Genomic DNA, 11,128 nt, shown 5'->3' on the forward strand with positions numbered 1-11,128 from the left:
CTGCTTCTCGACGAACCCACCGCCTCCCTGGATGCGGAAAACCGGGCGGTCGTGATACGCATGATCCAGGACGCGAAAGCCAAGGGCACCGCGATCGTCGCGATCTGCCACGATGCCGATGTCCGCGACGTCATCGCCGACCGGCTGTTCACCATGTCTCCCTACCAGGACGCCGCATGAACCCCGAAACGATACTCACCAACGCAATCCTGGTCCTGCCGGATGAGGCCATATCCGGTACCATCGTGATGCACGGCCATATCATCTCCGACATCCAGGCTGGACGATCACAGGCCGCCCGCGCGATCGATGTCGGCGGGGACACGATCATTCCGGGCGCGGTGGACGTCCATACCGACAACCTGGAACGCCAGGTGCAGCCACGCAGCCTCGCCCGCTGGCCGTCCCGCTCCGCCATGGTCGCCCACGACGCCCAATGTGCCGCCGCCGGCGTCACCACCGTGCTGGACGCGCTGTGCCTGGGCGATCTCGGCTTCGACAAGGAACGCATCAAAACGTTCCAGGACGGCGTGATAGACCTCGACGCCCTGACCGAAGCCGGTCTCCTGAAGGCCGACCACTTCCTGCATCTGCGTTGCGAAATCCCTGCGCCGGACATGCTGGAATTGTTCGATCCGGTCGCCGACCATCCCCTCGTCCGCATGATCAGCCTGATGGACCACAGCCCCGGTGTCGGCCAGTACGCCAACATGGATTTCTACCGCAAACTGCGCCGCCAGGGGGGCCTGGATGAGGCAACCGTCGATCGCCGCATCAAGGAAATGCAGGATCAGCGCGCCCGCCTGCGCGACCCCAACCGCAAGGCCCTCCTCGACCGCGTCCGCAACACCACCATCGCCCTCGCCAGCCACGACGACCGCACCGAAGAAGAAATCGCCGAAAATGCCGCCGACGGCATCAAGATCAGCGAATTCCCCGTCTCCATGGAAGCCGCTCTCGCCGCCAAACGAGCCGGAATGACCGTCATCGCCGGCGCCCCCAACATCGTTCGCGGCGGCTCCCATTCCGGCAATGTCAACGCCGTGGACCTGTTGCGCGCCGGCGCCGTCGATGCATTCGCCTCCGACTACGTCCCACCCAGCCTGGTGGAGGCCGCCTTCCAATGCGCCCGCGAGGAATCCATTGCGCTCTCAGACGCCATCGCCATGATCTCCGACCACCCCGCCCGGATGTCCGGCCTGCCCGACCGGGGTCGCCTGGAAACCGGCATGCGTGCCGACCTCGTTCGCGTCCGCCTGCATGGCACGCTGCCCATCGTCCGCCAGGTCTGGCGCGCCGGCGAACGCGTGATCTGATGAGGGTCGCCCTCTACTACGCTCCCCTCCCCAACGACCCCCTGACCGCCGCAAGTTCCGCCTGGTTCGGACGCGACTCGATCGCCAATGCCCCGATACCAGACCTAATACGCAACGACATTACCGCCGAACCACGCAATTACGGCTTCCACGCCACCCTGAAACCACCAATGCGCCTGGCAAACGGCGTCACCTGGAACGACTTCGAACACGCCGTCCAAGCCACCGCCGCCAAAATCGCCCCGTTCGATCTCCCGCCGCTGGCAGTCACCGACCTCCGAGGCTTCCTGGCCCTGCGCGAAACCATTCCGTGCCCACCATTGCAAGCGCTGGCCGACGCCTGCGTCGAACAACTCGACCCATTCCGTGAACCCCCATCCGAAGAAGAGCTCGCGCGCCGGCGCCGAGCGAACCTGTCCCCCGAACAGGACGCGATGCTGATCCGCTGGGGCTACCCTTACGTGTTCGGCACCTGGTTTTTCCACATGACGGTGACACGCCGCCTGTCCGACGCGGAAAAATCCACCATCATGCCCGCCGCGGAAGCCTGGTTCGCCCCCGCCATGGCTATCCCACGCCGTGTGGAAGACATCTGTATATTCACCCAATCCACCCCCGCCGCCGCCTTCATCCTCTCCCAACGGATAAAGCTGCGCGGTTAAGCGCCGCGACAAAACGATCCGCCGCCTCAACAGGCGTCCCATCATTCACCACCGTATCGACTCCAACTCCATCCGGGATAGCAACATCCCTGGCCAGCCGCCGCGCCACATCTTCGGCGGTTTCGCGCCCACGCGCCGCCAACCGCCGCGCCAAAATCTCGACGGGGGCCGTCACCTCGATTACCCGTACCGGAAACGCAGCAGCCGCCTCCGCGATCACCCCGCGCGAGACATTCGCCACCACGACGATCCCTCGCGCCAGGTCATCCACCACACCCAGCGGAACCCCATACCGCAGCCCATGCGCGCCCCAGGCCAGCGCAAACCGCCGCTGGGCAAACTCGGCCTCCGACACTGCCTCATGATCCTCGCCACCCGCATCGGCGGGGCGCGTAATCACCCGGCGCACGAACCGAAACCGCGTGTCGCCGGCCAGCGCCTGACGCGCCAGCCCCAACACGGTATCCTTCCCGGCGCCGCTGGGTCCGACCACAAGAACAAGCATCGCGCACCCCCATTGACCAGCCCCACCTAGCCGGTAGCGTACCCGCCGATCAACCCACCAGGAACACCCCAATGCAGGCGATCCGGTCGCTCAAACAACCCGGCCCGACCCATCCCAGCCGGATCGACGCCTTCCAGGGCACGCCGCAAACCCTGCATTTCGCGCTCAACCCCGGCGACACCTTGAACCAGGCGGTCACGACCCCCCTGGTCGCCGCCGGCTTCCAGTCCGGCACCGTCACGTTCAAGAACACCGCCCTGAACCCGTTCCGCTACGTGATGCCCGGCCCCGCCGACAACGCCTCTCACGTCGCCTATTTCACCGCCCCCTCTGCCCCACAAGGCACCACCAGGATTCAGCAAGCCAACGCCACCTTCGGCTGGGTCGACGGCAAACCGTTCATTCACTGCCACGCTGCCTGGATCGAACCCGACGGCAGTCGCCGCGGCGGCCACATCCTTCCGCATGAAACCATCATCGCCGAACCCGGTCTGGCCACGGCCTGGGCCTTCAGCACCATCCGCATAGACGCCAAACCTGACCCCGAAACCAACTTCACCCTGTTCCAGCCAACCGGAACCGCCGCCACCACGGGCCAAGGCCTCGTCGCCCGCATCAAACCCAACCAGGACATCCTGACCGCCCTGGAAACGATCGCCCGGACCCACAACATCCAAAACGCCACCGTCGCGGGCAGCCTGGGCAGCCTGATCGGCGCCCGCTTCACCCATGGCGGTCGGGTCGACGACCACGCCACCGAGGTCCTTGTCCGCCAGGGCCACATCAAAAACGGCAAAGCCGCCCTGGACCTTCTCGTCGTCGACATGCAGGGCCACGTCCACGAAGGCTGGCTGCGGTACGGCGAAAACCCCGTCTGCATCACCTTCGACCTCACCCTGACCCAGTCCTGACCGATGCAGAACGACCCCGCACTGACCCGCCTGCTGACCACACTGGATACGCTGGGTCACATCGCCAGGATGATACACCCCGCCCGCCTGTCCGATCTGATCTCGAAACTACCAGAAACCCCACCGCAAGTCACAACGTCCGAGCAGATCCAGTTCGCCGCCACCTACGCCGAGCAAGCCTGCGCCGGCCTCCGCTCAACACCCCACGCCGACAACCCAATGCTGGAAGCCTACCGCGCCCTGCGCCAATACAGCCGCGCACTGGAAGCCCTGATCCCTCTCGCGGAAACCAACCCCCAGATCAGCCGCTACTTCCTCGAACCCGGAGCCCAAATCGCCCCAGCCCACCCTGACTCCGGCATCTACCACTCCAACAATCAAACAACCGAACGCGGCGGCTTCTCCGCTTACATCCCCCCAGGCTACGACCCCACCAAACCCACACCCATCATTTTCGCGCTGCACGGCGGGTCCGGCCACGGCCGCCTCTTCCTCACCAACTGGATCGCAGAATCCCGGTCGCGCACCATGATCGTCGTCGCGCCCACCGCCATCGGCAGCACCTGGTCCTTGATGGACCCCGAAATCGACGCTGAAAACCTGGGCAAAATCCTGACCCGCATGCAGGACCGCTGGAACATCGACCCAACCCGCATGCTGCTCAGCGGCATGAGCGACGGCGGCACATTCACCCTGCTGAGTGGTCTCGCCGAGGATTCACCCTTCACCCACCTGGCACCCGTCGCCGCCTCGTTTCATCCGATGCTATTGGCCATGACGGAACCACAACGGCTGACCGGACTACCGATCCACCTGACCCACGGCGCGCTGGACTGGATGTTTCCCGTCAGCATGGCCCGCACCGCCCATCGCATGCTGGCGGCGGCAGGTGCGGCGATCACCTATCGGGAAATCGCCGACCTATCCCACGCCTATCCTCGCGACGGCCAAGGCGAGGTGCTGGACTGGTTTATGGGCTGACCTCGATCACCGCATCCACAGCGAACGCGCCCTCGCCCTCCGGCATCGCCAGCACTGGGTTCAGGTCGATCGACTGCAACCGCTCACCCGCCGCAGCGGCAAACGCCGACAACCGCGACAGCATCTCCGCCAGCGCCTTCACATCCGCCTTCTTCCGCCCTCTCGCGCCCAGCAAGAGCGGCGCGCCCTTGATCGAGCGGATCATGGCCTCCGCCGTATCCGGCCCAAACGGGCAGCGCCGGAACACAACGTCCTTCAACACTTCAACAAAAATCCCGCCCAGCCCGAACATCGCCATCGGCCCGAACACCGGATCGCGGTGGATGCCCAGGATGCACTCCACCCCACCCTTGAGCTGTTTCGCCACCAGCACGCCCTCGATTCGAGCCTTCGGTGCCGCTGCCTTGGCACGTTCCAACAGCAGCGCGAATCCGGAACGAACCGCATCGGCATCGGCGATATCGAGCAGCACGCCGCCGATTTCCGACTTATGCACGATATCCGGTGACAGGATCTTCAACACCACAGGGAACCCGAACCGTCCCGCCGCCGCGACAGCCTCATCGATTGTCGCGCACGCCGCCTCGGGCGCCGACGCAATCCCCGCCGCGCCCAGCAACCGCTTCGCCTCGGCCTCGGACGGGTTCACCGCGGGCAGCGTCACTGCCGGAACAACCGGCGCCGGCTGGCCCGGGCCCGCCGCGAACGCCGCCCCGAACCGCCCCATCGCGTCGATCGCCGTCACCGCTCGGGTTGGGTCCTCATGCACCACCCAACCATCGGCCTCCAACTCATCGCGCCCGGCCGGCGGCACAATCACCGAAAGTGCATACAGCCGCCCCGGATTTTCGACACGAACCGCGTTCAACTGCTCCCGGATCGACGGCCAGCGGCGCGACGACGCTGTCATGCTGAAGAACCCCAGCACCGTCGAATACCCACCATCCCGCACCATCGATTCGGTGAACGTCTTTACCAACGTCACGTCATTCGAAACCTGAGCCGTCGCGTCCACCGGGTTCCGAGGCGCGCAGAACGGCACCAGCCCACGCAATTTCGCCTGAGCCTCCTGCGGCATTTCCGGCATCGCCAGCCCCAGGGTTTCCGCCACGTCGCTGATCAGCACGCCCGCACCGCCCGAGACAGTAATCACCCCCAACGTATTCTTGACCGGATAAATCTTTCGCGTCGCGGTATGCGCGATATCCAGCATCTCCTCACTGTTACGCGCCCGATACACTCCGAATTCCGCCATCACCGCCTCGGTCACGGCATCATCGCCGGCGATCGACGCGGTATGCGACTTCGCCGCCTTCTCACCCAACTCGCTGCGACCAACCTTCTGCATCACCACAGGCTTTCTCGCTGCCTTGGCTGCCTCCAGCGCCGCGATCAACCCGGGCGCCTCCCGAATACCCTCGGCATAGACTGCAATGACATCGACTTCCGGATTTTCCGCCAGCCAGCCGATGCATTCGCCGACCGTCACGTCCGCCTCATTGCCGGTCATCACGCACAGCGACGCGCCAATGCCCCGGTTGCGCGCCAGCGTGTATAGATGCGTGCCATACGCCCCCGACTGGCTGGCAATCCCGATACGCCCCGGCACCGGCCAGCCGCTATCGAACGACGACGAAAATGTTGCGTAATAAGAACGACGAGCGTCGAAGACACCCAGGCAGTTGGGGCCAAGGATGCGCATGCCGGCCGCCCGCGCCGTCTCTACCATCTTCGCCTGGATCGCCGCGCCGGCGTCATCCACCTCGGCGAACCCGGCGGTAAACATAACCACAGCCTTCACGCCGCGCCTGGCCAGATCATCGATCGCCGGCGCTGCAAGTTCCGCCGCCACCGCGACGATCGCGACATCCGGCGTCTCTGGCAAAGCTGCAACCGAGGGATAGGCCTTCAGCCCCTGGATTTCCGTCCGGTTTGGGTTGACCGGGTACAACGCACCCGGAAAGCCCTGCGAACGCATATACGCGATAGGACGGCCACCAATGCGCGTGGCGTCGGACGAAGCACCAAGCACAGCGACGGAACGGGGCGCCAGAAGCGGCGTCAGACCAGCGAAACGAGACATGATATGGGACGATTTCCTGTTTCTCGATATGCGACCATTTATCCTGGACCGGGCGTAACCGTACGGCAACCTCGACGGGCAAGGATTGGACCCGGTAATGTGCTATGCCAAACTGGACAAAGCACACCAAGGAACCCTTCGATGACCCTGATCGCATCGGCCGACGCCGCCCGCGTCAACCGCCGCCGAGGCACCGCCGCGGACGGCGTGACCTTCTGGCACACGCTGTATCTGGGCACGACCCGCTACAACATGGCCCCCGGCACCCCCGATCCAGCACCCGACGCGCTGTTCCCGATGGCCTTTCTGGTCGAGCAAGACCCCGGCAGCACCGCCAACGCGCATTACCACCAGCAGGACCAGTTCCAACTCGTCGTCGGCGGCCATGCCATGCTCGGTCTTCACGAGGTGCGCCCGGTCACCGTCCACTTTACCGGTGCTCACACATCCTATGGCCCCATTCGCGCCAGCCAGGACGAAGGCGTGTGGTATTTCACACTCCGCAACGGTTTCGACCCCGGCGCCCGGTTCATGTCGATGCCGGAAAACCGGGTCGCCCTGCGCACCATCAAGGACCGCAAGCATCGGGAATCCGTCGCCGGCCCCTTGGCACCCCCCACCACCCCCAGCGAAACCCTGCTGGGTCCCGATTCCGACGGGATGACCGCGTGGCGCTATAACGTCGCGGCGGGCGAGACCATCACCGGCCCCGATCCGGCGAACGGCCGAGGCCAATACTGGGTCGTCACCGACGGCACCCTGACCCGGGACAACGAATCGTTGCCAAAACTGTCCTGCGTCTTCGTCTACCCCGACGACGCGCCGTTCGAAGCCGCCGCCGGGCCCGACGGCACCGAGGTCATCGTCATGCAGTTCCCGCTCCACAAGACCCACTGATGCCCCACCCACTGATGCGTCGGCAAATCCGCCTCAACGCTTTCGATATGAACTGCATCGGGCATCAGTCGCCCGGCCTGTGGACCCACCCGGACGACCGAGCCGACAGCTACAATACGCTGGGATACTGGACCAACCTGGCCCGCACGCTGGAACGCGGCAAGTTCGACGCCCTGTTCCTGGCGGACGTGCTGGGCATTTACGACGTCTACAAAGGCTCCCCCAACACCGCGCTGGAACACGCGGTCCAGGTCCCGGTGAACGACCCACTGATGGTCGTTCCCGCAATGGCGATGGTCACCGAACATCTGGGCTTCGGCATCACCTGCGCGCTGTCCTACGAACTGCCCTATCCATTCGCCCGGCGCATGAGCACGCTGGATCACCTGACCAAGGGCCGCGTCGGGTGGAACATCGTCACCGGCTACCTCGACAGCGCCGCCCGCGGCATGGGGATGCCGCAGCAGGTCGCCCACGACGACCGTTACGACGTCGCCGAGGACTACATGCAGGCCACATACAAACTGTGGGAGGCAAGCTGGGAAGACGGCGCGGTGCTGCGCGACCGTCCGGGCCGCCGTTTCGCCGACCCCAGCAAGATTCACCGGATCCTGCACGAGGGTCCGCATTTCAAAGTCGATGCGATTCATTTGTGCGAGCCGTCACCGCAGCGTACCCCGGTGCTGTTCCAGGCCGGTGCCTCCAAACGCGGCCGCGACTTCGCCGCCCGGCATGCGGAATGCGTGTTCATCAATGGCCCGTCGAAGAAGATCATCGCCAACATCGTGTCCGACCTGCGCGCGCGGACGAAAGCCGCCGGCCGCGACCCGTCCGATCTGGTCATCTTCTCGATGATGACGGTGATCACCGACACCACAGCCAAGGGTGCGCGGGACAAGTATCAGGATTACCTCGGCTACGTGTCGGAGGAAGGCGCATTGGCGCTGATGTCCGGCTGGACTGGCGTCGATTTCGGCCAAATGGCACCGAATGAGGTGGTTCGCTTCACCGACAAGACCAACGCCCAGACCTCGGCCCTGGAAGCATTTACCACAGCCGACCCGGACCGCGAATGGACCGTCGGCGAAATCGCCCGCCACGCCGCGATCGGCGGCCGCAGCCCGGTGGTGATTGGTTCCGGCGAAGAAGTCGCCGAGGAACTCCGAACCTGGGTGGAGGAAACGGACGTCGACGGTTTCAACCTGGCCTACGCCCTGACCCCCGGCACCTTCACCGACATCGCCGACCTCGTGGTCCCGGAACTGCAAACCCGCGGCCTGTACAAGCACGACTACGCCCCCGGCACCTTCCGGGAAAAGCTGTTCGGCCGAGGCCCGCGCCTGCCCCACAACCATCCGGCAGCGGCGGTACGGAGGCCGGCATGATCCGCTGGATCGCCGCATTTCTGCTGCTGGCCGCACCCGCCGTCCACGCGGCGGATATCACCGTCCTCAGCGCCGGCGCGATCAATTCGATCGCCAAAACGCTGATCCCTGCGTTCGAGGCCAAGACCGGCAACAAAGTTACCCTGCGCAACGACACCGTGGGCGGACTGGTTCGTCGTATCACCGGCGGCGAGACATTCGACGTAGTGATGATGTCCCCCGCCGGCCTCGACCAACTGGCGAAGGCTGGAAAAATCGCACCGAAATCCGACGTCAGGCTCGCCGCGGTCGGCATTGGCGTGGGCGTCAAATCCGGCGCGCCCGCGCCTGACATCAGCACCGTTGCCGCGTTCAAGGCAGCGATGCTGCGGTCCCGGAAAGTCGCCTACATCAACCCTGCCTCGGGCGGGTCCAGCGGCATCTATCTGGCGAAACTGTTCCAGACCCTGGGCATCGCGGATGCGATGACACCAAAATCGGTGCTGATCGACGGCGGCCTGGCGGCAACCGCCGTCCTTGATGGCCGAGCCGACATCGTCGTGCAGCAGATCAGTGAGGTGATCGCCGTCCCCGGCATCACCCTGGTTGGCCCGCTGCCGGCGAAAATCCAAAACCAGACGATCTATGCCGGCGCGGTCGCCACCGGTTCGGCCGCGCCCGAGGCAGCCCGAGCCTTCCTCGCCACCATGGCCGGTCCAGCCGCCAAGCCCGTGCTGAAGGCCAAGGGCATGACCGCGCCATAGCAGCGCTACAAGACTTAACTTGCCCCCGCGCACCGTTGGACGCATAAAAAAGGGCGGCTCAACAGGGCGAAAACATGATGCTATCGATGCCAAGGATGCTGCTGATTGGTGCCTGCCTCGGGACGCTGGCACTCGCCGCGCCTGCCCAAGCGCAGCCTTCCTCCAACAGCGATGTTTCGTTCGATGCCGGGGCGTTGCTGCTCAAGAAGCCCAAGCCCGGCCTGCCCGACGTCCGCGCCCAACCGCTGGCGTGGCCCCGGCTCGACCCCGGCGCGGTGCTATGCCGCACCGAGGCCGATCTGGAGAGGCTGGCCGCCCGCCGCGGCGGCGAAGCGGTGGATGGACCGATCGACTGCCGGATCATCGGCACCCCGACTGCCATTTCCATCGTGCAGCGCAGCGGCCCCGGAAAGGTGGAGGTTAAAATCTCCGGCGCGAATGCCGACTCCTCGTCGGGATGGACCGATGCATGGCTACCGGACAAGGCCCCGCCAGGCGCAACGTCCGCTTCGCGGTAAGCTCAGTCCTCGCTGAGCCCCAACGCCAACCCCGCCACGCCCATCGGGTCCTCCAGCGCGGCGAGGCGGCCGGCGGCCAGCCAGGCGAAGCGCTCCAGCAGCGCTTTCCGCCGAGGCGCCGGCAGACGAAAGCAAAGCGGCTCTCGCAACATATCCGCCTCCCGATCCGCACACACGATCAGCCCCGTCTCCGGCGGCAGGATGTCGCGCGGAAAATCGGCGTCGACGGCAAAGAAGAATTGGTCGCAGAACGGCTGGTATTCCATCCACTTGCCGTCGGCCAGATAGTCGCGAAGCCCCGACTTCACCTCGATGCAGGCAAATCCACCCCCCGGTTGCAAGGCCAGGATATCCGCCCGCCTTCCGTTCGCCAGACGCACCTCATGCAGCGGCGACCACCCGAACCGCAGGCACAGCCGGGCCGCCGCCCTGCGGATCAGCAGCGTGCGTTCGGGGAATCCCGGGCCGTCCATCAGCCCAGCAGTTTATTGATCGCCTGAGCCAGTCGGACATCGTTGTCGGACAACCCGCCGACATCATGCGTGGTCAGTTCGATTCGCACCGTGTTCCAGACGTTCGACCAGTCGGGATGGTGGTCCAATTTCTCCGCCTCCAGCGCGACCCGGGTCATGAACCCCCAGGCCTCGCTGAAATTCTCGAACTTAAACGCGCGGCGAAGCGCGTCGCGATCGAGCGCCGGCGCCCATCCCGGAACGGTCGTCCCCAGGTTCGCGCGTTCCGCATCCGTCAGGCGCTTTGCCACATCACCCTCCCGCTTCAGCCCATCAGGCCGACATCTTGATCGGCGGATCCAACTCAGCCGGCAGCGGACACACATACGGCGTCTTCCCCACCCGAGCCTGATGATCCGCTTTGGCACGAGCCAGCAGCGTCTCATCGCGGATCGCGTCCAGCGCGGTGCCGGCCATCACCTTGGCGACATGCACCAGCCCCTTATGCGCCGCCGGCATCTTCCCCTGCGCGGTCAACTGCCAGGAATGTCCCGGTGTACCGATCGCATAGGTCGCCCCGCGCGCCTGCACCGTCGGCACCACCCAACTGACGTCGCCGACATCCGTGGAACCCACACCGCCGTTCGGCTTCGCATCGGCGGGAATGATCAGATC

Annotated in this window: 12 protein-coding genes and 2 pseudogenes; 9 read left to right on the plus strand and 5 right to left on the minus strand. The window is 65.3% G+C overall.

The window, feature by feature from the left end; genetic code table 11:
* The 3 genes and pseudogenes from GSQ89_RS35845 to GSQ89_RS35855 all read left to right on the plus strand — a co-directional run.
* Window positions 1-180: pseudogene (locus GSQ89_RS35845) on the plus strand (phosphonate C-P lyase system protein PhnL); the annotation flags it as partial.
* Complete coding sequence (locus GSQ89_RS35850) at window positions 177-1,316, plus strand: alpha-D-ribose 1-methylphosphonate 5-triphosphate diphosphatase (protein WP_158932888.1); 1,140 nt, start codon at window positions 177-179, stop codon at window positions 1,314-1,316. The pseudogene GSQ89_RS35845 and the gene GSQ89_RS35850, both read left to right, overlap by 4 nt.
* On the plus strand, window positions 1,316-1,978 hold the full coding sequence (locus GSQ89_RS35855; protein WP_254073545.1) for a DUF1045 domain-containing protein: 663 nt from the start codon (window positions 1,316-1,318) through the stop codon (window positions 1,976-1,978). The genes GSQ89_RS35850 and GSQ89_RS35855 overlap by 1 nt, the downstream gene beginning before the upstream one ends.
* On the opposite strand, the gene phnN is transcribed toward GSQ89_RS35855, so the two are convergent.
* Window positions 1,944-2,483 (minus strand): phosphonate metabolism protein/1,5-bisphosphokinase (PRPP-forming) PhnN, encoded by a 540-nt coding sequence (phnN, locus tag GSQ89_RS35860; protein WP_158932889.1) that lies wholly within the window; start codon window positions 2,481-2,483, stop codon window positions 1,944-1,946. The genes GSQ89_RS35855 and phnN overlap by 35 nt on opposite strands.
* Before the next feature lie 71 nt (window positions 2,484-2,554).
* Between phnN and GSQ89_RS35865 the strand changes: the two genes are divergently transcribed.
* Both GSQ89_RS35865 and GSQ89_RS35870 read left to right on the plus strand, forming a co-directional pair.
* Window positions 2,555-3,394 (plus strand): PCC domain-containing protein, encoded by an 840-nt coding sequence (locus GSQ89_RS35865; RefSeq protein ID WP_158932890.1) that lies wholly within the window; start codon window positions 2,555-2,557, stop codon window positions 3,392-3,394.
* 3 nt (window positions 3,395-3,397) lie between these two features.
* Window positions 3,398-4,375 carry a phospholipase gene (locus GSQ89_RS35870; RefSeq protein ID WP_158932891.1) on the plus strand — a complete coding sequence of 326 codons (978 nt, stop codon included), beginning with the start codon at window positions 3,398-3,400 and terminating at the stop codon, window positions 4,373-4,375.
* Here GSQ89_RS35870 and GSQ89_RS35875 read toward each other — a convergent pair.
* The gene (locus GSQ89_RS35875) at window positions 4,365-6,458 is read right to left on the minus strand and encodes an acetate--CoA ligase family protein (RefSeq protein WP_158932892.1); all 2,094 of its coding nucleotides are present in this window, start codon (window positions 6,456-6,458) and stop codon (window positions 4,365-4,367) included. The genes GSQ89_RS35870 and GSQ89_RS35875 overlap by 11 nt on opposite strands.
* Before the next feature lie 141 nt (window positions 6,459-6,599).
* On the opposite strand from GSQ89_RS35875, the gene GSQ89_RS35880 reads away from it, so the two are divergent.
* The 4 genes from GSQ89_RS35880 to GSQ89_RS35895 all read left to right on the plus strand — a co-directional run bounded on the left by GSQ89_RS35880 (window position 6,600) and on the right by GSQ89_RS35895 (window position 10,001).
* Entirely contained in the window at window positions 6,600-7,355 is a 756-nt protein-coding gene (locus GSQ89_RS35880) for a hypothetical protein (RefSeq protein ID WP_158932893.1), read from the plus strand.
* A complete protein-coding gene (locus GSQ89_RS35885; RefSeq protein WP_254073546.1) occupies window positions 7,355-8,740 on the plus strand; it encodes an LLM class flavin-dependent oxidoreductase in 1,386 nt (461 codons plus the stop codon). Before GSQ89_RS35880 ends, GSQ89_RS35885 begins: the two co-directional genes overlap by 1 nt.
* Entirely contained in the window at window positions 8,737-9,483 is a 747-nt protein-coding gene (locus GSQ89_RS35890) for an extracellular solute-binding protein (RefSeq protein ID WP_158932894.1), read from the plus strand. The genes GSQ89_RS35885 and GSQ89_RS35890 overlap by 4 nt, the downstream gene beginning before the upstream one ends.
* Before the next feature lie 86 nt (window positions 9,484-9,569).
* Complete coding sequence (locus GSQ89_RS35895) at window positions 9,570-10,001, plus strand: hypothetical protein (RefSeq protein ID WP_158932895.1); 432 nt, start codon at window positions 9,570-9,572, stop codon at window positions 9,999-10,001.
* 2 nt (window positions 10,002-10,003) lie between these two features.
* On the opposite strand, the gene GSQ89_RS35900 is transcribed toward GSQ89_RS35895, so the two are convergent.
* From GSQ89_RS35900 to GSQ89_RS35910, 3 genes and pseudogenes are all read right to left on the minus strand, one after another.
* Complete coding sequence (locus GSQ89_RS35900) at window positions 10,004-10,474, minus strand: MmcB family DNA repair protein (RefSeq protein WP_158932896.1); 471 nt, start codon at window positions 10,472-10,474, stop codon at window positions 10,004-10,006.
* Window positions 10,474-10,764, minus strand: a complete 291-nt coding sequence (locus GSQ89_RS35905; RefSeq protein ID WP_158932897.1) for a 4a-hydroxytetrahydrobiopterin dehydratase — start codon at window positions 10,762-10,764, stop codon at window positions 10,474-10,476. The genes GSQ89_RS35900 and GSQ89_RS35905 overlap by 1 nt, the downstream gene beginning before the upstream one ends.
* Before the next feature lie 22 nt (window positions 10,765-10,786).
* A pseudogene (locus GSQ89_RS35910) lies at window positions 10,787-11,128 on the minus strand (amidohydrolase); the annotation flags it as partial.

Source organism: Acidisphaera sp. S103 (assembly GCF_009765975.1).
In the GTDB taxonomy this organism is placed as follows: domain Bacteria; phylum Pseudomonadota; class Alphaproteobacteria; order Acetobacterales; family Acetobacteraceae; genus Rhodopila.

Coding starts and splice junctions, on each gene's coding strand:
- GSQ89_RS35890 (WP_158932894.1), top strand. CDS start 8,737: ATGATCCGCTGGATCGCCGCATTTCTGCTGCTGGCCGCACCCGCCGTC.
- GSQ89_RS35885 (WP_254073546.1), top strand. CDS start 7,355: ATGCCCCACCCACTGATGCGTCGGCAAATCCGCCTCAACGCTTTCGAT.
- GSQ89_RS35855 (WP_254073545.1), top strand. CDS start 1,316: ATGAGGGTCGCCCTCTACTACGCTCCCCTCCCCAACGACCCCCTGACC.
- GSQ89_RS35865 (WP_158932890.1), top strand. CDS start 2,555: ATGCAGGCGATCCGGTCGCTCAAACAACCCGGCCCGACCCATCCCAGC.
- GSQ89_RS35880 (WP_158932893.1), top strand. CDS start 6,600: ATGACCCTGATCGCATCGGCCGACGCCGCCCGCGTCAACCGCCGCCGA.
- GSQ89_RS35900 (WP_158932896.1), bottom strand. CDS start 10,474: ATGGACGGCCCGGGATTCCCCGAACGCACGCTGCTGATCCGCAGGGCG.
- GSQ89_RS35895 (WP_158932895.1), top strand. CDS start 9,570: ATGCCAAGGATGCTGCTGATTGGTGCCTGCCTCGGGACGCTGGCACTC.
- GSQ89_RS35850 (WP_158932888.1), top strand. CDS start 177: ATGAACCCCGAAACGATACTCACCAACGCAATCCTGGTCCTGCCGGAT.
- GSQ89_RS35870 (WP_158932891.1), top strand. CDS start 3,398: ATGCAGAACGACCCCGCACTGACCCGCCTGCTGACCACACTGGATACG.
- phnN (WP_158932889.1), bottom strand. CDS start 2,483: ATGCTTGTTCTTGTGGTCGGACCCAGCGGCGCCGGGAAGGATACCGTG.
- GSQ89_RS35875 (WP_158932892.1), bottom strand. CDS start 6,458: ATGTCTCGTTTCGCTGGTCTGACGCCGCTTCTGGCGCCCCGTTCCGTC.